Origin of the sequence: Calothrix sp. NIES-2098 (assembly GCF_963875125.1) — a bacterium.
In the GTDB taxonomy this organism is placed as follows: Bacteria; Cyanobacteriota; Cyanobacteriia; order Cyanobacteriales; family Nostocaceae; genus Aulosira.
In genome coordinates, this window is the sequence record NZ_CAWNKJ010000001.1 from 1,241,842 (window position 1) to 1,264,624 (window position 22,783).

Genomic DNA, 22,783 nt, shown 5'->3' on the forward strand with positions numbered 1-22,783 from the left:
TGTTTTGGCATCCCAGACCGATGTAATTAAGTCGGCGAGAAAAACCAAACTATGTAAAGAAAAGTGAAAATTCTGTATTTGGCTCGTAGTCGCGCTTTAGCGCTATAGACACAGCGCTAAAGCGCGACTACAAACAAGCGATGATTATTTGCACCGATTGATTATTCCCAGCGATCAAATTCATCATTGGTATTACGTAATAGAGAACTAATTTGTGCCCGACGAGTCTCAAAGTTAGCAGCAATTGAAATTAGTACAATTCCCACGAATAAACCAACCACCCATTTTAAGAAAGGATAACGCAAGCTAAAAATTACTAATTGGTAAATACTAGTAATTAAAAAAGCCGCTGTGCCAATGTAAAGAAATGCTCGTATCCGCAATGCTAATCCAGCAAAAATGGCGATGAGACTGAGAATTCCTGGTATCAAGGCTGTATCTTGATTGAAAATAATTGCCCAGCCACAAATTAATCCACTGCCCAGCATTCGTAAGCTGTGACGAGCAGATTTAGATTCTGGTAGTCTCAGTAGGGGATCTATTTGGGCAATATATAAAAGCGATAAACCAATGACTGTGACGTACCACAAACTATCAGTTAGGCGTAAGTCAGAGAACCAGCGAAATAGTGCCCAATCAATTAATACGACGCTGATATATGTAAACCGAATGTTGTTACCAACCTTGGCGAGGAATATATAGTAACAAGCAGCGATCGCTAAAGTAATTGGGTAAACTTTCAGGCTGGTTTCCGCTAAAATTACCAAGGGAATAATGTATGCTGCCCATTGCCAAGGTCTTTTCGGCCAGCCCCAATTTTCCCAAGGTAAGATGTAGAGAAAGTAAGCAACTACACAAGCGATCGCACCATTCCAAGGAATTAATGGCCCTGTTATCAAATGCCCTACTATAGTTTCACGCCAATAAATTCTGATCGCCGCTACCTGTAATAAACCAAGGTAAACCCACATCTCTGCTATTGTGATGCTGCCCAGAATTCGGGAAGATGCAGATACATTCCTACCTTGAAAGATTGCATACTGAATCAAAACAATTCCTGTACCCAACCCTAACAGGCGATTAACTTGAATGGGGGCGCTAATCGCAGCTAGTAATAAAAAACTACTCCAAACCCAATGAAAATGAGCAATGCTTTTCAATTCTTGACGAGTTAGGCGTAAGTAATCTAACAGCCAAGGCGTTAAAATGCGATAGGCGTACATAATACTAGTACCCAGAGCAGCCATTGCAATTAAGCCATCGCCATATGCACCGCCTTTAGCCTGTGACATTTGGTAGAACAAGAGTTCATAGGCAGAAATCGATACGCCAATGATTCCTAAGTACAACAGGGGTTTGAAGCTTTCTTGGCGTCGCCCGACACCAATCACAATCAAAGCTACACCTAAAGAACATAAACCTGTCCAGTCGTCAAATGTCTGCAAGCGTAGTACTACACTTAAGGCAGCATATATTAGCGGTAGAATGTGCAGGCTACTCTTGAGTCTTTCTGTTTGATAGCGTCTTCGCCACCATTCTCCCAAAATTTGGGCACTCAAACCTAAGGCGATATTGGCGATTGCCATATTCACCACTGAACGACCCCAAAATCCCAGCAATTCGGCTATCAACAATTCCAAACACCAACCAATGCCATAAAATGCCCAATTGCTTGGTTGTCCCCAACTGCGATAGATAATCGCTACCAAAGTTATGGCAATCGCAGTTAAATAGAAAAATCCTGGTGCAGCAATTCTCTCATACACAACTAGAGAATGCACTGTCAGCAAGAATAACTCCAAGCTACACAAAGCGATCGCCCATTTATCGCTGGCGGCTGCATATATAGTTGCGAGTTCGTTACCTTGACGGTTTAAGATTGTACGCCCTAACCATAAACTCAAAGTAGCGATCGCACCGACAATAAACCAACCTGCTAGGCTTAATTTGGGTAATCCTGGTATACCTTCCCACAGCAGAACACCTATGAAACTTAAACCAAATCCGAGTGTGATTCCCGCGGTTATTTGGTAACGCAAATAGCGTGTATTGGCAAACATCAAAATTGCAGCTACAACCAAACCAATTAATCTAGTTCCTGGTAGCTGTATAGTTAGTGACTGAGCAAGCCCTAAAGCTACAACACTCAAGGTACTACTAAGAGTGCGACGTTCTGTAGTTGTGCGGCTGGCTATACCTGTAAGCGTCAAAGGTGTAACTAGCCAAAGAATTCCCCAATGATGGTAACTGCGAACAACGCCAAACCATGAGGTTTCAGCATTTACCCAAAACAGCACAAAACTCACAAAGGCTAATGCTAAACCAATATGCCATGCACTCAGTCGCCAGATTCTATTACTGAGGCTCAATCCCCATTCCACCACCATCAAAACTAACAAAATACTTGCCCAGACTTCTCTACTCAGACTTGGTAATAGCCAATCCACGATTGAGCAAAGTGTCAGCACTCCCATAACGTGAGTGAGGTAAAGCAAAGGCGAAGATTCTCTTTGTCTTTGCTGTTCTCTGTCAAAGCGGCGTTTGGTAACGATTGCAAGGGTGATGGTAGAAAATAACAAATTTAGCGATCGCAATGTGGGATTTACTAAGGCGATCGTTGTTAAGACAGTTCCCAGTATCAGCGTTAGCGAATCGCCAAACTGCCCCAAATCTCGCTTTTGGGCACGATAAAAGCGATCCGTCAGCGCCACCATGAAAATAATGTAAGGAAATAAAGCAACACTCAGCAAAGCCCAAGGTTCGTTTTGCGACTGCGTAAGTTGAGTACCAAAAGCGATCGCTCCTTGTTGAACGCTTGCAGGTAGTAATCGCCAACCTAAGCAAATTGTCTGTAAGCCAATCGCAAAAACTGCTGCTAAATCAGTCTGTAAACTATACCTCTGCAATCGGCTTCCTACAAACTGCAAACTCAACCCACTTACAGCAATGGCTTGCCAAGGATAATTTATAACTGCAACCAACCAACCTAAGAATAGGAGAACGCTACCAAACCTTTCCCAAATGAGGAAAGATGCGGGAGATGAAGGAGAAGTTGCTTCCTCTGCCTCCCTGCTTCCTCTGCTCCCCTGCTCCCTCATCTCTCGCTGTGCTAACCAAGTCATCAACCAGCCGCAAATACCAATCGCTAACCCTAGCTGAGTGACTTCTACCTTGGCAATAAAAATTGCCCGCACTAATAGCACTACCAAAGCATAAATAATTACGGCTGCTGGTAAGTTAATCCCTACACTAATCCGGCTACTACTTTCACTAGGTGAAGCTTCTGGGGTTTTTTGCCGATGATAGCGATGGTGATAAATAGTAATGATAGTTGTGCCGATTGTTGCCAAATACACAGCAATTAAGGGAAAGCTTGGTAATTTCCAACCCCAATGCAGGAAAGATAGCCCCAGAATATTTACCAGCAGTAATTTATCAGTGCGTAAATTAATAGAAAATAGTCGATTACTGAAGAGTAAAACAGTTATAGCTGTTAATGTAGGAGCGGCGATCGCCACTGCAATCCAATCTAAAGGATTGTGCCACAATTTAAAGCTGTCCATTGCCCAAAAGTTTACTGGCACTAACAACAGCGTTACAAGCAGCAATGTTTGCGCCGTTAATCTCAGGTTGTTTTGTCTAGCAGCCCAAAAGCCAAAACCCCAAAAACTTAAGGTATAAGCAAATAAAACCCCATATTGTCCAGAGGCGGGAAACTTCTCCCACTGACTTGCAGCAAGTACCCCAGAGGATACCACCACCAAAAATACGCCTAAAAACAGCAGCCAACGGACGCTCAATTCCGCCCCCAACGACTGCAACATTGTGGTTATCAAGTTGGGTTTTGCGGGTTCTGCTGGTGGTAGTTTGCGGCTACGAGATTCTAAAGACGTTGTTTGCAACATCTCTACAGGTAATTGTTTTACTGGATCGGCAGTTGCTTTAGCTACCTGAGGTTGCAAACTTACTTGACATACAAGAAACTCCTGACAAATCTGCCTAACTTGCGCATCCGATATCAAACCCATACGCAACCATAGATCCAGCCCTTCTAATAGTTGAGGATGGGAAGATGGCAACCTGATGTCAATTTTTAGCGGGCGATCGGGTAACATAAGCCGCAGTTGTATAACTATATACTTTAATCAAATATTGCTTAAAGTATATTGTGGCTTTATCTGTGCCACTTATCTAGCCGACCAATCCAAAAGTTTAAGTTCTTAATAATAAATTAGGTAAGGCAATTTTAGATTTTGGATTAATTCCACGGATAAATTTGCTGGCTCTGTACCATCAAGGAATAATTGCTTATAAATAAAACTAATAAATCTTGTGTAATTTTTCTAGCGATCGCCTTGTTGCGAATGAATACAAGGGTTGAATATCTCCAATAATTGACGATTGAGTACTATTTAATTAGTCTGCTGCTTTACCACACTAATTTATTCTGCTTCCTGTATTCTGAATGCTAAATTCTTCTTTAGTATCTTTCTGGGTCTTCCTCATCGATAAATTTGATTAATGCTTTTACTTCCTGCAAACTTTTCCAAAACCTTAGTATTGGATGTTTCCGATCGAGTTTGTCTATATCAACTGTTTCTCTTTCGCTAGTTTCGATTGATTGAGTACTAGCTTTTTCGTTAACAAAATCCTTGTTTATCTCTGTTTTAGAAATGTTATCGTTAACTTTCACAAGCTTTTGCCTCTAGCTTTTTATTTTTTAGACTTGACGATTGTTAGCTATTGAACAAACAATAGCTTCTATAAGCCTAGAAGCATTCAGCAGAATAATTATCTTTATAGAAAATTTAATTATTTAACCAGAAAAAATTTTACTAGCATATTAGTTTATAAATTACATAATAATTCAGTAAAATTGCTGTCATAATGGCAAGATCGCCCAGCTGCCAAACACGAGCATAAATTGTTTCGACTCTCACCCAGTCTCAAACAGTTGCAGCCAAAACTGTTTTCCTAAACCAGAATTGATACATCTGAATAAAAGCCTACTGTGGAAGTGATAGATAAAATATAAATTCAACCAGCACTCATCTGATGCAAGTGTGGGATTGTTGGGTGCGATCGCTCAATCTTGTCTAAGAAGTGACTTGATTACACTAAAAGGAGAGTGGCGATGAAAAAAGTAGCAGTGTTTGGCAATGCTGGAGGCGGTAAATCAACTCTCAGCAGCAGATTATCGCAAATTACTGGTTTGCCACTGTACGTTTTGGACAAGATTAAATTTCAACCAGGAGGCGCTGAGGTTCCAGATGAAGATTATAAGCGCACCCATCAGCAAATTTTAGAGAGCGATCGCTGGATTATTGACGGGTTTGGTAGTATGGAAACCCTCTGGCCGCGACTGGACGAGGCGGATACTCTGATTTTTATAGATCTACCGCTATATGTGCATTGCTGGTGGGTAACTAAACGATTAATTACAGGTTACTTTAATCCGCCACAAGGCTGGCCAGAAAATAGCCCAATCTTGAAGAGTTCGCTTAGTAGCTACCGCGCGCTTTGGTTATGTCACAAATATTTAACTCCAAAATATCGCGATTATATCCAGAGTCAGAGCCTCAAAAGTGTTTATCACATTCGCTCAACTCAACAGATTTCGCAATTTTTTGCATCAATGGAAAATCAGCCTAACTTTAAAGATAGTGCATCAGCCTAACGTTACGAATCGCTCGCTCAGGATATAACCTTTCAAGAGTCAGCGGATTGGGATTGTTATGCACCCATTCCCAACTGAAGAACCAAATTGTGAGGAAACATTGCCGGGTGGAATACCCATATCCTCTTGGAACCTAATCTGGGTATACTACGATTAGTTTATCGAGAAATAGTATTATTTAAAGTGATGGCTTTATACCCGGTTGTTACCAATCAAGCAAGTAAAAATACTAATCAGATTTTTACACGCAGGTCATTCTTACCAGAGCATCAAAGCCTGCTGTGGAAAATTGAATCAGGCTTTGTGCGAACTTTTACATATTTAGAAGATGGCACGACAGTAGCTTTAGGATTGTGGGGGCCAGGAGACATCATTGGTAAAAGTTTATCTAGGTTAGAACCATACCAGATGGAGTGCTTAACTAAAGTTGAGGCCAGAATCTTACTACTAGAGGAATGGGAACGACCTACAGAGACTTTGCTGACTCACATTCAACGAGCTGAAGAATTGATGGTCATTCGTAGCTATAAAAAGGTAGACACCATGCTCATCAAATTATTAGCATGGTTATCCAAAAAATTTGGTTTAGAAGTTGAGAAAGGACGTTTGATAGATATGCGTCTAACTCATGAAGACCTTGCAGAAATATTAGGTTCTACTCGCGTGACCATTACTCGTATTTTGGGACAATTTGAGCAGGAGGGCTTGATAGACCGTCTCTCTTTGCATCGCATTGTGCTGCGAGAAGAAGAGATTTGGTATTACGAGATTTGACGCGAACACAAAGGACAAGTAAACGCCCAAAGGTGGGCGATAGTAGGATAGAAATCAGAGTCTGAGAGATTTTGCCAACAGAGTAATACCAATTAACGTTTAAAGTTAAGAAAAGCAGCTTAACAGGGTTTATGTTAGTTGGCGAGGGAGCATCGAATTTGGCAAATGGGATGCTCCCCTTGGTGATGGGGATTTCTCGGAGAAATTCTGATGCAGAAAAGAAAACTCAGGGTGTTAACAATGCTGTTTACAGCAATGCTAGTAATCAGCACGATTGCAGGTCATAGCCATTCTCTCAAAGCCGCCTCATCTTTGGGTAAGGATACGCTGACTATGATTACTTCCCCAGATTATCCACCTTACGAGTTTTATGATACTCAAGGCGGTGAAAGGCAAATTGTTGGCTTTGATGTAGATATTGCCAAGAACCTTGCTCAAAAACTGGGGTTTAAACTCAAGGTGATGGAATCTGATTTTAATGGATTAATTCCAGCACTCCAAGCAAATCGGGCTGATTTTGTCATGGCGGGGATGACTCCTACCCCAGAACGTCAAAAAAATGTCGATTTTTCTACTATTTATTACGAAGCAAAAGATACTATTGTCGCTCCTAAAAATAGCAACCTCAAACAGCCTCAAGATTTAGCTGGAAAAAAAGTTGGCATACAATTGGGAACTATTCAAGAGCAAAATGCTAAAAAAATTGCTCAAAAAGTTACAGGTATTCAACTCAAGCAACTGAATAAAGTACCGGAAATTATTCAAGAAATCAAATCAGGGCGAATTGATGCGGCAATTGTTGAGGATACTGTTGCTAGAGGATTTGCCCAAGCTAACCCAGAATTAGAGTTTAACGTGATTCCTTCAGAAGAAGCGAGTGGATCGGCGATCGCATTTCCTAAGGGTTCGGCTTTTGTACAACCTTTTAATCGAGGTTTGCAACAAATGAAGGACAAAGGCGAACTCGAAAAATTAGTTACCAAATGGTTTACGCAAAATACCTCAGCCCCCACTTTATCTTCACCTGCTGCTAAAGGCGGGCTGAATCTAGATTTTAGCAGAATTCTCCCAGATATTCCCTTTATCCTCAAAGGCATTCCACTAACGTTATTGTTCACCCTGTTTTCTGTATTTCTGGGGTTAATTTGGGGTACAGTTCTCTCTTTATGCAAAATTACTGGAATCAAGCCCCTTACCTGGCTGGCTAATGCTTACACCTCTGTATTTCGCGGCACACCTCTACTGTTACAGTTGGCTTTGGTTTACTATGCCACACCGCAGCTGACAGGCTATGATATCTCGGCTTTACAAGCAGGGGTGCTAACTTTTACCCTCAACTCTGGGGCTTATATGTCAGAAACAATCCGGGGGGGAATCCAAGCCGTAGATAAAGGACAAACTGAAGCGGCGATGTCTATGGGCGTTCCTTACCGATTGATGATGTGGGATATTATTTTGCCCCAAGCATTAAAGAATATTCTGCCAGCATTAGTAAATGAAACTATTGGACTATTGAAAGATTCGGCTTTAGTCTCAACAATTGGTGTAGTAGAAATATTACGCAGTGCCCAAATTGTTGGTGCAAATAAATATATTTACTTTGAACCACTGCTGTTTGCTGGGTTCATCTACTATGTTTTAGTTATGGCTCTAACTTGGAGTGCATCTGTTTTGGAAAGGAGGTTGCGACAAAGTGAATAAAACTGTAATTCGGACAGAATTTTTGAGCAAATCCTTTGGCAAACTTGATGTACTCAAAGATATTTCTACCGAGATTCAGCAAGGTGAAGTTGTGGCGATTCTTGGCCCTTCTGGTTCTGGTAAGTCTACTTTTCTGAGATGCTTAAATTTGTTGGAACGCCCAACTAGAGGCAGAATTTATTTTCACAAGCAAGAAATTACTAATTCTAAGGTAAATATCGCTCAGGTTCGGCAACAATTAGTGATGGTGTTTCAACACTTTAATTTATTTCCTCACATGACAGTCATGCAAAATGTCACCTATGCGCCGATAAAAGTTAAAGGTGTAAATCGACAGCTAGCTGAAAGTAAAGGGATGGAGTTACTAACAAAGGTAGGGTTAGCAGAAAAAGCAGATGTCTACCCATCCAGGCTATCAGGAGGACAGAAACAAAGGGTAGCGATCGCCCGCGCTTTGGCGATGGAACCAGAGATGATTTTATTTGATGAACCTACCTCCGCTTTAGATCCAGAAATGGTGAAAGATGTACTGGAAGTAATGCAAGCTTTGGCACACACGGGAATCACAATGGCGATTGTCACCCATGAAATGGGATTTGCGAGAGAAGTCGCCAGTCGAATTATGTTTCTCGATCGCGGAATTTTGGCAGAAGATACCACACCCAGCCAGTTTTTTCAAAATCCGCAATGCGATCGCGCCAAGCAATTTTTAGAGAAAATGCTGTAGTGCGGAATTAAAAAACCTCACAAATTATCTAATCTCAGAAATTATCTATGAGTCCGACCACTCCCTCTAAACTTCGGAAGTTACCAACTCAAGCAATAGGAGCTAAGATTTTCCATACTGGTAATATTATTAGTTTATTTCTCATGCTTACCAGTGGACTGCAAATTTATAATGCCAATCCCGTGTTTGGTGGGCGTGCAGGTTTACATATTTTCCCGCTATTTACATTAGGAGGTTGGCTAGCTGGAGGTAGACACTGGCATTTTTTCGCCATGTGGTTATTTTCTCTAAATTTATTATGGTATGGAGTTTACGTTTTAATTACCCGACGTTGGCAACATCGATTTGTCGGTGCTAATGACTTCAACGCATTACAAAAAAGCCACAATTCCCAACGACTAATTTATGCTTGGCATCGTATTGTTTATACAGCGATTATTCCGATTTTGCTCCTAGCATTATTTACTGGCATCGGAATGTATAAGCCTGCACAGTTTTCCTGGATTATCAATATATTTGGAAGTTGGCAAGCATTGCGGATTGTTCACTTTGCCACAGTGCCAATAGTAATTATATTTGCGATCGCTCATTCTCTATTAGGGCGTAAAGCCGGAGGCGAGCAACTTACAGAATCTATGTTTTGGTAAACTCGCTGTTTTTGCTACCAAGGAATTTGAGATATTTAAATATGGATTTTCTGCATCGTAATCATCTTCAATTCACACGCCGTCAATTTTTCCAAATTTCTGGATTATCTGGTATTAGTTTGCTGCTTGGTGGCTGTGGAACAACGGGTTTTGAAGATTTAGTCGGTAAACTTTCCGAACCACTAAATCAAAAAGTAGAAACATTAATATTTAATCCGCAAAAGCCAGTCCCGGAATTTTCAGCTAGTGAAATTGAACCTGAAGCCTTAATAGTTAATACATTTAGAAATACTCCCATTATTGACCAAGATAAGTATCGCTTAATTGTGGATGGCGAAGTCAATAATCCCATCAGTCTGAGTATGAAAGAAATTCAGGCTTTACCTTTCACTTCCACGATTATTCGCCATGTTTGTGTAGAAGGTTGGGCTGCGATCGTTCAGTGGGGTGGTATACGTTTAAAGGAAATTATTAAGCTTGCTCAACCAAAAGCTAATATCAAGTATGCTTATTTTAAATCGGCTGATGGCTACTATGAGAGTTGGGATATAGCATCGGTGTTGCATCCCCAAACTTTATTAGCTTATCAAAAAAATGGTGAACCTTTACCGATTGATAATGGCGCACCTTTGCGTTTAGCTTCACCTATTAAACTAGGTTACAAACAGAGTAAATGGGTAACTCAGATTACATTAACGAGCTATTTATCACCTTTTAAAGGTTACTGGGAAGACCAAGGTTATGAATGGTTTGCTGGGTTGTAAAATTAATAATTAATCTTTGAAATATAAGTAGGGGAGCCACTGCGTTGGATGGGTTTCCCGGCTTAAAGCAAGTGGCGTTGGGCAATGCCCACCAAAACCCTTATATACAAATACTTAAATTATCAAATACTGATTAATAAATATGAACTTTTTTGATAAACTGCACGATAATATTGCCCGCAATCAAAGCTTACTATTTGCCGGACTCGATCCCAATCCTGAAATGATGCCGAATCGCTATGAATCTCAAGATATCGTAGCTGGCTTATGGGATTGGTTGCAATTTATTATTACTGAAACTGCTGATTTTGTCTGTGCTTATAAGCCAACACTCGGCTTCTATGAAGCGTTAGGTATTCCCGGTTTAGAACTATTGCAAAAAACTTTAACAGCAATTCCCAGCCACATCCCAATTATTTTAGATGCGAAACACAGTGACTTGAATACTAGTACTATTTTTGCGCGTACTGTGTTTACACAATGGCAGGTAGACGCTATTACCCTCAGCCCTTACACCGGACAAGATCATGTAGCACCATTTTTGGTTTATCCTGATAAGGCTGTATTTATTTTGTGTTGTACATCTAATCCAGGTGCAGAAAGTTTACAGCAATATCCTACAAACGAAGCGCCTTTATATTTACAGGTAGTAAAAGAATCCAAAAATTGGGGAACTCCAGAACAATTAGGGTTAGAAGTAGGAACTACAAATCCTGATGTTTTGGGATTGATTCGAGAAGTTGCACCAGAAAGAATTATGATGGCTCGTAGTATCTGGGCAGAAGGTAGCAATCTCAATCAAATTTTAGCCGCAGGCTTAAATCATAACGGTGATGGATTACTGATTCCTGTACCACAAGATATGTTAACAAGCTCACAATTATCTCAAGAAATTCAATCTTTACGGACAGAAATTAATCAAGTAAAAACTAACATTAGCCAGGATAATTCTACCTGTTCTTTGTGGGTAGCAGATGTGTGTTTTTTGAATAAACACCCACAGCAAGATTTAATTTTACAACTGTATGATATTGGCTGCATCATGTTTGGTAACTTTGTGCAAGCATCCGGTGCAACGTTTCCATATTACATAGACTTGCGTAAAATTATTTCAAATCCTCAAGTCTTTAATCAAGTTCTGAGTGCTTATGAGCAGATTTTGCAAAACCTGAATTTTGATAGGATAGCAGGTATTCCCTACGGTTCCTTACCCACGGCGACAGGTTTAGCTTTGCGCCTTCATTACCCAATGATCTTTCCACGTAAAGAGGTAAAAGCGCACGGAACACGCAAGGTAATTGAGGGTAACTTCCATCCTGGTGAAACGGTTGTGGTTGTTGATGATATTCTGATTAGTGGCAAAAGTGTAATGGAAGGTGCAGAAAAATTAAAATCTGCTGGGCTAAAGGTTAATGATATTGTGGTATTTATCGACCACGAACAAGGAGTCAAAAATAAATTAAAAGAAAATGGTTACGACAGTTATGCAGTCTTAACTATATCAGAAATTACAGAAACGCTGTATCAAGCCGGACGCATTAATGAAGAGCAATTTTTGGCTTTTAAAGAAAGTTAGAACTGCTACATAGAATTGAAAAATTAAAAGTTTTTTCTAGGTTATTTGCTATTTTGTTATATCTTAAGCATTTATCCTAGAAGAAAACCAATTGTCAGGCTCATAGTTCAGGAATATTTATTCTGCTTGTCTAAATAATGATGAATGTTTCCCTAAACCAACTTATAAAAATATTAATTTTAACTCTGTTATTTCCTTTAGTGTTTCTCAATGGGTGGCTAGTATTTCAATTTTTCAAATACTTTCAACCAATAGTGACAATTTTGGTACTAGCAGGTTTGCTGGCTTTCATTTTAAACTATCCGGTTTCAATTCTTCAAGAACGTGGAATTAAACGTAAGTATGCCATAGGATTAGTTTTTATCTCAGCTTTAATTATTTTTATTACTTTAGGCATTATTTTATTACCTATTGTATTAGAGCAATTTAATGAAATGGTGAAATTGCTGCCACAATGGATCGATGCTAATGAAGCCAAACTACAAAATTTAAGTAACTCAGAATTAAACCAAAAATTGAAATTTAATTTAGGAGAAATATTAACTCAGGTTACTAATCGCATACCTGATGAATTAGAATATTTATTTAATCATTTGCTAACTATTGTTAGAGATACTATAGATAGTGTTTCAGAGGCAATAGTAACAGTCGTATTAACCTTTTATTTATTAATAGATGGTAAACGAATTTGGGAGGGAATCTTTAAGAAGATACCTTGGGGCTTGGCGCAGCAGATAAGAGAATCTCTGCAACTAAATTTTCAAAATTACTTGATTGGTCAAGTAAGTTTAGCTTTACTAATGGGAGTTGCGGAAACTTTATTATTTTTAGCTTTTCAAGTCCAGTTTGCTTTACTCTTTGGTTTGGGAGTGGGGCTTTTAAGCTTAATTCCCTTTGGTGATGTCATCAGTTTGATTATAATTATTTTAATTATTGCCTCACATAATGTTTGGCTAGCAGCGAAGATTTTTGCTGTAGCTATTATTATCGATCAGTTAATCGACCAAGCGATCGCACCTCGTCTTCTAGGGCGTTTTACAGGTCTAAGACCTATATGGGTAATAATCTCTTTGCTAGTCGGAACTTATATCGGTGGCTTATTAGGTTTGCTAATTGCTGTACCTGTAGCTGGTTTTATTAAAGATGCAGCGGATGGTTTTGTGTCTGGAGTTGATGACTCTAAGAATGCGATCGAGGGTGAAGAAATATCGGAAATCTTAACAGAAAAATCAACTTCTTAATTGAGCAATATTTCGTCATAGCAATGCAAATTACTAATTAAGAAGCAATTTTTAACATCTGATTTCCACCAATCTGTAATTCATATTCAACTTTTTCAATCTCTACATTGTAACCTTTGGCAGTATAATGCTTCACTATTGCATCTAGATGTGGAGAAGGTTTCAACATCAGAGTGATTAAAGGAAATATTCTAATTTCCTTAGCGATACGTAACATCTCCTCAATAGAGTTGAGGTGAAAATTATAAGTAAAATGATCTGAATATAAAAATAAAAAGTGCGAACAAAGCGCTAAATCAAATACTTGGTTTGGATAAGCTAACTTTGGTAATTCCCCAACTTGGTATCTATTGTTTTTCTTGCCAACTTCATAATCAGCAATAAATTTTTGAATCACTTTTACTCGATTAGAACGTAAATCATCTGGAGATTTATGATATCTCCATACCCAATCATTAGGTGTTGCTTTAACCTGGTTAATAATGTTATCAACGACTTGATTAAATCGTTGCAAAATTTCATCACCGGAAAATTGGTAAAGTGGATCGACCGAAACCACACTTTTACCTTGACTTGTCATTTCAGCATTAAAACTAGCTGGACCATCTCCAATACCAATAATCTTTTTATTTAAATCTGTGTCGGTTAAATTGAAAATTTTGATATATTCATCCATTGACCTCCCAAAAGGAACGACTTGCTCAAGAACCATTACCATATCATTCACCTCATGAGTATATCCGCACGGGATGAGCGCGATATTCAGAATATTTTCCTCAAGATATATTAAGTTAATATCTACATTTTACAAAACGTAAATTATATAGATTTATCGAGGTGAATACAACAGCGATCGCAGGCTGATATTTCTCGCAGCTAGGTAAACTCATCTGTACGTATCGCGATCCGGCAATTATTCAACAGTAAGTCAAGTTCTTTCATAACTTTAAAGGGATTTCTGCCGATAAATACAGATGCTAGTACGGCTTCATAAGGATTTCTGCCAGTATTCTTTACGACTCTTATAGCACTTTGATTCGATAATCCCCGAACGCTGACTAACCATGCAGCTAGTACATGACCAGTACGCCCAATCCCACCAGCACAATGTACAACTACTTTCTCGTTTTGTTTGTCAGCTGCTATTAAAAAAGGAAGTATTTGTGTTGTGAGTGTTTTTAGATCGCATAGATGAAAGTCTTCAATTGGTGCCCAACAAACTTGTAGATTACCAAATTCTCGTTCATATATCTGGAGAAGATTAGCAGAATATTTAATTAATTGTTTTTCCTCTAGCAAGCAACAAACTCGCTTGATATCATGCTGCTTCATGAAGTCAATCCAATCATGCACTTTCTCAGTTAAATACCCAGGTCTTGCTGCACCATATACTATTGACTCATTCTCCCCGGCAGGAGCAAATTTGTACATTTTTCACTATTTAAAAATCTGCATTCTCTAATTTTAACTTTCAGTTAATGCTTGACTGTTGCCTAATACCTATTGCCCAATCACTGCTTTAATTGTTCTTTTTGCAGTATTTCTGTGATTTTCTGGGCACAAAGCGGTCGGTAGAATAGATAACCCTGCACATCCTCACAATTGATAGATTTCAAAAATTCTAGTTCTTCTTGCTTTTCTACACCTTCAGCGGTAAGCCTTAACCCTAAACTTTGCCCTAGTACTACGATCGCTTTGACAATATGAGCAACTTTTTGATCGGTTGTCAACTCTTGAATAAAAGACTTATCAATTTTCAAATGGTGCAACGGCAAAAGCTGTAAGCGCGATAGCGAAGAATGACCTGTACCAAAGTCATCAATAGAAAGGTAAACTCCCATCTGCTTTAACTCTTGTAGCACCTTTCTCGTAAATTCTAAATCTTCAATAGCGGTTGACTCTGTAATTTCTAACTCTAAAAAGTTTGGATCTAAGCCTGTCTCTTGTAAGATGCTAGCCAATGTCTCTACAAGATTCGGTTGGCGGAACTGTTTCAGGGAAAGATTGACAGCAATAGTAATTGGAGGTAAGCCTGCGTCTTGCCAAGCTTTATTTTGTCTACAAGCTGTCTTGATTGCCCATTCCCCAATGGGGACAATCAATCCACTTTCCTCGGCAAGGGGAATAAAAACATTAGGCGCTACTAGCCCCATTTCCGGATGCTGCCAGCGTAACAAAGCTTCCATACCAGTAATCGCTCCCGTGGCAATATTCACCCGCGGCTGGTAATACAGCATGAATTCATTCCTTTCTAAGGCATAGCGCAAACTTTTCTCTAATGTCAGGAGTTCAGGCGTTTTAGTACTGAGAGATGTGGTATAGAACTGGTAATTATTTCTCCCGGCATCCTTTGCGTAATACAAAGCCGCATCCGCATGTTGGATTAAGGTTTCAGCATCAGGGCTATGTTCGTTGAACAGAGCGATCCCCAAGCTAGCGCTCACATAGAGTTCGTGCCCTTCGATTTCAAAAGGATTCTCTAAAGCTTGGAGAATTCTCTGAGCTACTTGTTTGACCTCTTCAAGATAATTAACTTGGGGCAGTAAGATAGTAAATTCGTCACCTCCCCAACGGGCAACGGTATCTCCACTTCTGAGGCAGTCTTTCAATCTTTGAGCTACGGATTTTAACAGAATGTCTCCGAGGGTATGTCCTAGAGTGTCATTGATCACTTTGAAACGATCTAGATCGAGAAACATGACAGCTAGACTGTCTTGATTGCGAGCTGCATTAGGTAAAGCTTTATCAATCAGCTCATTAAAGAGTAGACGGTTGGGTAAACCTGTGAGCAAATCGTGAAGAGCTTGGTAGCGAATTCTTTCTTCTACTTGCTGACGCTGCCAAGCACCGCTGATACTAGCTGCCATAGTTAATAGTGTTGACTCTTCATGTCTTGACCACTGACGTTCTTGCGAACAGTCTGCCAAGCCCAAGTAACCCCAAAACTTGTCTTCTAAACACAGAGGTACTAAGAATATAGATTGAATCTTCTCTTCGATCAGAATTTTTTGTTCGGCGATGGGAAAATCACGGGTAAGTCCAATAATCGATTGTCCCTGTGAGAGTGCAGTGTACCAACGAGCCAGTCCAGTAGAATTATAGGGCTGATTCTGCCAGCGATCGCGTGACGGCTCAATAGGCGATCGCGTCCACTCAAACCTTAAACTTACTGCCATCTCCTTGGTAACTGGGTGAAGATGGTTTCTAAAGAGATAGGCGCGGTCTACTTCGGCAGCTTCACCCAGCATAGCCAAAGCTTTTTCAACACCGCTTTCGTAGTTCATCTCTACTAGTAGATAATTAGCGGCTTCCGCAACTGCCTGTAGTAGACGATCTCGCTGGCGAAGTTCGGCTGCGACTCGTTTTTGCTCTGTAATATCCCTAATAATAAAAGTTCTAATTAAATCACTCTCAGGAAGATAATGAATCGATTGTTCAAACACTTCTGTACCAACTTCTACCTCACGAACAAAAGAATTTACCTCTCGATTTTGAATTGCACTTAACAGTCCTACTAAGACTGGGTGATGCTCCCCGGCTTCTCGCAATCCAGGGAACTTAACAGATGCGGCAGGATTGAGATAGATGACTGTTCCCTCTGTATCCATTTCGATAATCGGATTAGGGATCAGTTCCGGGAAGGATGCTAGGCGAGCTATTACTGTTTCACTAGCTCCTTCAAAGTTAGAATCAGGAGCGATTAGGGTTTCAAAAGGATTGGCAGGATTAGCTTGTTCCGATAAGAAGCTAGATATATCTTCAACTGTAAAAGATTCAGAAAAAGCTTTTTCTGAGAGATTGGAAATAGCATAGTATTTCGCACTTACTTGGTTATTACCAAATGCAATCACATCTCCATGTTGCAGGTTGTGAGAAAAGCATTTAGTACCATTAACATATACGCCATTCGTACTTTTTTTTCCTTTGAAGTCCCCGTCAATAATCCGAAAACCATATTGATCGGTTTCGGGAATTGTCACCCTTAATAAAATGGCATGTTGTCGCGAGACAGAGCGCGATCGCAGGACAATAGCATTTCTCGAATCCCTTCCCAGAGAATAAGTAGCCTCTTGAAGCGGAATAGTTCTTTGTCCTTGCAAATCTTTGACAACCAAAATGTGGCGTATTTTGTCCCGTTCATTTGCTGCCATGCCTTTTCCTCACATCCTCATATCTTGGGGTCTTCTTTGGAAAAATACTCGTCCAATAAGTCCTAACTTTGAGCTTCCATTGTTGGATAAAGCTACTCAATAAATTTGCTTGCTATTTATGAGAGGATTGCCTGGCCGCGATCCCAGGATCTGGCTATTTAGAACGATATGCCTAATTATCTAGCCAGTTTTTCCCAGAGGAATCCTAGGTGTTCGATCAACTCACTAGAACGATCGGAAAATTTGGCCTGATGGTCACATCTCTCGAGTTTTTTTGTATTCACTCCCCAGAATAAATTCAAATACCTCTAAAGATGTATGGTATATTTGCGGATTTTTTGATATAAAACCTGTCCTTTGAAGTCAAAAGATTAAGGAATAGGAAATGCAAAAGAGGAAATTAGCTCTGAAGCGAGGTTTTTAGGGGAGCGAAATAGTAGGGTGGAAAATTTGGCGATCGCCAGGGGTGTGAAAAATCCAACACTAGTTGTAATAGCCTGATTTTTTGTAGTTGATTGAGAATATTCCCAAAGATTTACTCCAGCGATCGCACTTGTCCTCGAAAATTAGTCAGTCCCATCGCTGATGAGTTATATCAATACAACATTTCTGGAAAAAGTAAAGTTTAATTGCAATAGTAATTCACCCCAAGCTAAGAGTGATAACTTATTAATCAGAAGCTCATAAGCTTCCTGGCAGATCCAACAGCCAAAGTCCCATAGTTAAATTAAGTAAAGAGGTAAAAACGCTGTTTCAATATCTGTCTCGTCAACTAACAGCAACACCCAAATCTAACGCTGACATTTCCTCAAACTAGTACTGAAAAGAGGGAAATTTGACTGATTGTTTAACTCATATTGAGTGTAAACTCGATCGGTACAACCCTAGATAGTATAAACAAAAGAGAGGAAATAACTAAGCTAGTAGAAGATTGGGTGTTGTTGTTTTAAGTATACAAATTTTTGTAGTTTTCTTGGGCGATCGCGTTACTAATAATCCCAATTCGTAATTAACAAAGAATATAACTTTTAAACTTTGAATCTAGGGCGTAATTTTAGAGACTTGTTATAACTCCATCAGTCTCTAGCTTGATCAAAAAAGTTCAAAAATTCCAGCTATTTAAAACAATAGATACACACAAATAAACACCGATAAATTGACTAGATTTATCGGTGTAGCACTGTCTTGATTTATTATTGAAAGAAGTAGAAATTTAAACTTTAATTTTCATCACGCCCATGCACTTGCGCAGGCGGACTAGTTGCCTCAACTGCGGTAAACGGTTCGAGAATTTTATATGTGTGGTTTGACCCTTGAGGAACCACCCACGAATCCCCTGGTTCTAACAGAATTTTTTGTCCTTCAATATGTAATTCGGCACGACCGTTAATTACATAACCGACTGTTTCATAGTCGCGAGAAGTTGGCGGTTTGTCTTCGCTTGGTTGTTCATTTTCCCAAAGACGCATTGCCACAGTCTTGCCAGATGCAAGATACTTCTGACCGAGTTTACCTTTAGGAGAATGGCTAGAGTCTACTTTCTTAACGCTGGTGTCACTCATGGTTTTAGTACAACTTTGATACAGTTATCTTTTTTGTGCTTGAAGATTTCGTAGCCGTGAGGTGCTTGTTCTAGAGGTAGGCGGTGAGTGATGATAAATGAGGGATCGATATCACCGTTTTGAATGTGTTCTAGCAATGGTTTGACATACCTGTGGACGTGGGTCTGTCCCATTTTGAAAGTTAGACCCTTGTTCATAGCAGCACCCATAGGTATTTTGTCCAAAAAGCCGCCGTAGACTCCGGGAATAGATAGGTGTCCGCCTTTGCCACAAGCTACAATTGCTTGTCGTAAGGCTGTTGGGCGGTCTGTTTCTAGACGTACTGCTTGCTTTACCTTGTCGTACACCGCCATAGCATCCGTACCATGTGCTTCCATACCCACAGCATCAATACAAGAGTCAGGGCCGCGGCCTCCGGTCATTTCTTTGAGTGCTTCGCCTACATCTATCTCTTCGTAGTTAAGAATTTCGGCTTTACCATAGTCTTTAGCCATTTGGAGGCGTTCGGGGATGCGGTCAATGGCGATAACTCGTTCTGCACCTAACATGAATGCGCTTCTGATGGCAAATTGTCCGACAGGGCCACAACCCCATACAGCGACGATATCACCAGGTTTGATGTTGCAGTTCTCAGCTGCCATGTAGCCTGTAGGGAAAACGTCGGTTAAAAATAGTACTTGTTCGTCCGTTAAACCATCGGGAATTTTGAACAAGCCGACATCGGCAAAAGGTACTCTGGCGTATTCTGCTTGCCCGCCAGCGTAACCACCCAATAAATGAGAGTAGCCAAATAGACCGGATGGTGAATAGCCCATTTGCTTTTCTGCTAACCAAGCATTAGGGTTAGAGTTATCACATAAAGACCACAAATCGCGCTGACAGAAGAAACAAGAACCACAAGAAATAGTGAAGGGAACAACGACGCGATCGCCTACTTTTACATGTTTAACAGCAGGGCCCAATTCAACGACTTCCCCCATAAATTCATGCCCAAGGATATCGCCTTTTTGCATTGTGGGGATGTAGCCATTGTAAAGATGCAAATCGGAACCACAAATTGCCGTGGAGGTAATTTTGATAATGGCATCACGTGGGTTGATCAGTTTGGGGTCAGGAACTGTGTCCACCCGCACATCATTGGCTCCATGCCAGCAAACTGCTTTCATATTTATTAATCCTTAGGCTTTAAACTTTTTTTGGGTTGTCAGAATTACTATCTGGATTAATTTCAATTGAGAGACACGATAAATCGCGTCTCTAAAATTAATTAAGAAATTGCTGACAATATATTGCGAGGTGGGCATTGCCCACCCTACAAAAGGTTTTAATTATTCCGAGAACCTGAATTCAAGACTTCTCCTACTTTGTTTTTTGCTGAATTCACAAACTCTTTTGTGGATCGAGGAGTGTCTTCATCTAAGTTGAGCTTTTCGCGAATATTACTAGCAGCTTTGCCGAGTTTGTTTTGGCTATTCTCGATCGGGTTATTGTCTGGAGTGCCTTTGTAGTAGATACCTTCTGGTGTTTTTACGGTATCGCCAATATTGCTTCTGTTGGCAGTATTGTCAGAGTAGCTTCTATTGCTGTAATAGCCTTGGTCATCATTAAAATTGCGTCTGACATTATCACCAGAGTTTGGTTTTAATGTATCTATAGCTTTATTCAACAGGTTCTTGTCATTGCCGCTATTGCTAACGTTATCGGGTGTGCCTTTGTAATAGATACCTTCTGGTGTTTTCACGTCGGCTTGTGCAACCATTCGATTACTGTAGCCGAAACTTTGCATTCCCAAAAACGCCAAACCCATAAGGAAAACTACCATAATTCGGCGCACAATTACATTTTGTATCCAAGAAAATACACGTGTCATAGACATGCTCCTTTGCATTACAATGAGTTTATTTTTAATAGCTATAAAGCTATTTCAGGGTTTAAGAACAACTTTGATACAGTTGTCTTTTTTCTGTTGAAAAATGTGATAGCCGTGGGCTGCTTGTTCTAGCGGTAATTTGTGGGTGACAACAAAAGATGGATCGAGTTTTCCATCCAAAACGAGCTGTATTAACAAATGCATATATTTCTGCCCGTGCATTTGTCCCATCCTGAAGGTTAGAGCTTTGTTAATAGCAGCACCGAAGGGCATTTTATCTACAAAGCCACCGTAAACACCCATAATGGAAAGAGTGCCACCTTTACGTGCAGCCACCATCATTTGTCGTAGTACGTGGGGACGGTCAGTTTCTAATTTCAGCTTTTGTTTTGTCTGATCGTAGAAGTCTTCAAGACCGACACCATGTGCTTCTAAACCCACTGCATCAATGCAAGCATCGGGGCCACGGCCACCAGTCATCTCTTTCAACGCTTCGCCAGCATCAACTTCTTCGTAGTTGATTGTTTCTGCTTTGGCAAACTTTCTGGCCATTTCTAGACGTTCGGGAAAGCGATCGATCGCGATTACCCTCTCTGCACCCATCATATAGGCGCTAATCATGGCAAACTGTCCGACAGCACCGCAACCCCAAACAGCTACGGTATCACCGGGTTGAATATCGCAGAATTCGGCTCCCATATAACCGGTAGGAATGGCGTCAGAGATAAATAGCAACATCTCATCCGGTATGTCGCGAGGAACCTTCAGCACGCCTACATCTGCAAAGGGTACGCGCACATATTCTGCTTGTGCGCCTGCGTAACCACCTAATAGGTGAGAGTAGCCGTAAATTGCTGAGGTGATATTGCCATATAATTTTTCTTCCATCCAACCTTTGGGATTGGAATTATCGCACAGCGACCACATATCGCGCTGACAATAATTGCAGTGACCACAGCCAATTGTGGAGGGAACAACGACGCGATCGCCTATTTTTAAATTGTGGACTCCCCTACCTACTTCTACCACTTCCCCCATAAATTCGTGACCGATAATGTCACCTTGTTGCACTGTGGGAATATAATCACCGTAGATATGTAGATCTGAGCCACATATGGCTGTGGAAGTAATTTTGATAATAGCGTCGCGTGGGTTGAGAATTTTCGGATCTGGCACCGTCTCTACCCGGACATCGTTGGCTCCATGCCAGCAAACTGCTTTCATATTGATTAGTCCATAGTCATTGGTCATTAGTCATTGGTCATTAGTCATTGGTCATTGGTTTTTCCTACAAATGACAAATGACAAACTACTAATGACTACTGGCGTCCAGAGGGTTGACCTTCAGTGGTAGCAATTTCTCCGGCTTCCATGAGCATTTTGAAGCGGCGCAAATCGTCGCCAATTTGCTGTTCTGGTTCTTCACCGAAAAGTTTAGCGATCGCAGCTCCCAATTGCCCGCCAGGAGGGTTATATTCTAGAACTACCTTGACTTCCGTACCGCGATCGCCTGGTGCTTTTTGAAAGCGCACAAAACCAGAATTATCTACATCTGCGTTCGCTACCGAAGCCCAAGAGATAAATTGATTTTCCCGATCTTCTAGAATATCTGCATCCCATTCCACACTATTACCTAAAGGTGCATTGGCAATCCAATGAGAACGTGTCTCGTTGTACACCTTCACAGATTTGAGATGCTTCATAAATGTCGGCAGATTCTCAAAGTTGTGCCAAAAACGGTACAGTTCGTCTACAGGTCGATTAATTGTCACCGTCTTTTCAACTTTGATTGGTTTATTCATGCCAATTGCTTCCTGTGCTTGCTGAATCGTGCTTTGCTTAGTTACACCTTGATATATCAGACCGCCGCCAGCTAAAGCCGTTAACGCGCCTCGCAAAGAGCCTTGTCTTAAACCCATCAGCACCATAGCGCCGCCACCGATTAAAGAAGCCCAACGTTCAGCTTCACTGGCTTCACCCTGATTTGTATTTGTTCTATCTCCTGGTGTCGCAGTCACTTTTTTTCTCCTGGGTACAGTAAAATGACCACTTGAAGACGCAAAGACTCTCCTCTCTCTCTGTGTTCTTTGCGT

General features: G+C 40.5%; 18 protein-coding genes. 8 read left to right on the forward strand and 10 right to left on the reverse strand.

Features of this window, described 5'->3' with window-relative positions; translation table 11 throughout:
• Positions 1–161 precede the first annotated feature (161 nt).
• Positions 162–4,115, reverse strand: coding sequence for a DUF2157 domain-containing protein (locus tag AACU33_RS05240; RefSeq protein WP_096587361.1), 3,954 nt, complete (start codon positions 4,113–4,115; stop codon positions 162–164).
• A 365-nt stretch (positions 4,116–4,480) separates the two neighbouring features.
• Entirely contained in the window at positions 4,481–4,693 is a 213-nt protein-coding gene (locus tag AACU33_RS05245) for a hypothetical protein (protein ID WP_096587362.1), read from the reverse strand.
• A gap of 441 nt (positions 4,694–5,134) precedes the next feature.
• Here AACU33_RS05245 and AACU33_RS05250 point away from each other — a divergent pair, with 441 nt between their 5' ends.
• From AACU33_RS05250 to AACU33_RS05285, 8 genes are all read left to right on the forward strand, one after another.
• Positions 5,135–5,677, forward strand: coding sequence for an adenylate kinase (locus AACU33_RS05250; protein ID WP_096587363.1), 543 nt, complete (start codon positions 5,135–5,137; stop codon positions 5,675–5,677).
• A 186-nt stretch (positions 5,678–5,863) separates the two neighbouring features.
• Complete coding sequence (locus tag AACU33_RS05255; RefSeq protein WP_096595143.1) at positions 5,864–6,451, forward strand: Crp/Fnr family transcriptional regulator; 588 nt, start codon at positions 5,864–5,866, stop codon at positions 6,449–6,451.
• A gap of 210 nt (positions 6,452–6,661) precedes the next feature.
• Entirely contained in the window at positions 6,662–8,152 is a 1,491-nt protein-coding gene (locus AACU33_RS05260) for an ABC transporter permease subunit (RefSeq protein WP_096587364.1), read from the forward strand.
• The gene (locus AACU33_RS05265; RefSeq protein WP_096587365.1) at positions 8,145–8,879 is read left to right on the forward strand and encodes an amino acid ABC transporter ATP-binding protein; all 735 of its coding nucleotides are present in this window, start codon (positions 8,145–8,147) and stop codon (positions 8,877–8,879) included. Before AACU33_RS05260 ends, AACU33_RS05265 begins: the two co-directional genes overlap by 8 nt.
• A gap of 47 nt (positions 8,880–8,926) precedes the next feature.
• Positions 8,927–9,526, forward strand: a complete 600-nt coding sequence (locus AACU33_RS05270) for a cytochrome b/b6 domain-containing protein (RefSeq protein WP_096587366.1) — start codon at positions 8,927–8,929, stop codon at positions 9,524–9,526.
• A 41-nt stretch (positions 9,527–9,567) separates the two neighbouring features.
• Positions 9,568–10,290, forward strand: coding sequence for a molybdopterin-dependent oxidoreductase (locus AACU33_RS05275; protein ID WP_096587367.1), 723 nt, complete (start codon positions 9,568–9,570; stop codon positions 10,288–10,290).
• Between the two features lie 142 nt (positions 10,291–10,432).
• A complete protein-coding gene (locus AACU33_RS05280) occupies positions 10,433–11,866 on the forward strand; it encodes a bifunctional orotidine-5'-phosphate decarboxylase/orotate phosphoribosyltransferase (protein WP_096587368.1) in 1,434 nt (477 codons plus the stop codon).
• Between the two features lie 140 nt (positions 11,867–12,006).
• On the forward strand, positions 12,007–13,107 hold the full coding sequence (locus tag AACU33_RS05285; protein WP_096587369.1) for an AI-2E family transporter: 1,101 nt from the start codon (positions 12,007–12,009) through the stop codon (positions 13,105–13,107).
• A gap of 37 nt (positions 13,108–13,144) precedes the next feature.
• On the opposite strand, the gene AACU33_RS05290 is transcribed toward AACU33_RS05285, so the two are convergent.
• The 8 genes from AACU33_RS05290 to AACU33_RS05325 form a co-directional block, all read right to left on the reverse strand.
• Positions 13,145–13,825: an SAM-dependent methyltransferase gene (locus AACU33_RS05290; RefSeq protein ID WP_096587370.1), complete on the reverse strand. Its 681-nt coding sequence runs from the start codon at positions 13,823–13,825 to the stop codon at positions 13,145–13,147.
• 158 nt (positions 13,826–13,983) lie between these two features.
• Positions 13,984–14,538 (reverse strand): protein-tyrosine phosphatase family protein, encoded by a 555-nt coding sequence (locus AACU33_RS05295; protein WP_096587371.1) that lies wholly within the window; start codon positions 14,536–14,538, stop codon positions 13,984–13,986.
• An 80-nt stretch (positions 14,539–14,618) separates the two neighbouring features.
• Complete coding sequence (locus AACU33_RS05300) at positions 14,619–17,258, reverse strand: EAL domain-containing protein (RefSeq protein ID WP_096587372.1); 2,640 nt, start codon at positions 17,256–17,258, stop codon at positions 14,619–14,621.
• 1,220 nt (positions 17,259–18,478) lie between these two features.
• Positions 18,479–18,820 carry a cupin domain-containing protein gene (locus AACU33_RS05305; protein ID WP_096587373.1) on the reverse strand — a complete coding sequence of 114 codons (342 nt, stop codon included), beginning with the start codon at positions 18,818–18,820 and terminating at the stop codon, positions 18,479–18,481.
• Positions 18,817–19,986: a zinc-dependent alcohol dehydrogenase gene (locus tag AACU33_RS05310; protein WP_096587374.1), complete on the reverse strand. Its 1,170-nt coding sequence runs from the start codon at positions 19,984–19,986 to the stop codon at positions 18,817–18,819. The genes AACU33_RS05305 and AACU33_RS05310 overlap by 4 nt, the downstream gene beginning before the upstream one ends.
• 158 nt (positions 19,987–20,144) lie before the next feature.
• On the reverse strand, positions 20,145–20,690 hold the full coding sequence (locus AACU33_RS05315; RefSeq protein WP_096587375.1) for a hypothetical protein: 546 nt from the start codon (positions 20,688–20,690) through the stop codon (positions 20,145–20,147).
• Between the two features lie 54 nt (positions 20,691–20,744).
• The gene (locus tag AACU33_RS05320; RefSeq protein WP_096595144.1) at positions 20,745–21,914 is read right to left on the reverse strand and encodes an alcohol dehydrogenase catalytic domain-containing protein; all 1,170 of its coding nucleotides are present in this window, start codon (positions 21,912–21,914) and stop codon (positions 20,745–20,747) included.
• A 95-nt stretch (positions 21,915–22,009) separates the two neighbouring features.
• On the reverse strand, positions 22,010–22,708 hold the full coding sequence (locus AACU33_RS05325; protein ID WP_096587376.1) for an SRPBCC family protein: 699 nt from the start codon (positions 22,706–22,708) through the stop codon (positions 22,010–22,012).
• Between the last annotated feature and the right edge of the window lie 75 nt (positions 22,709–22,783).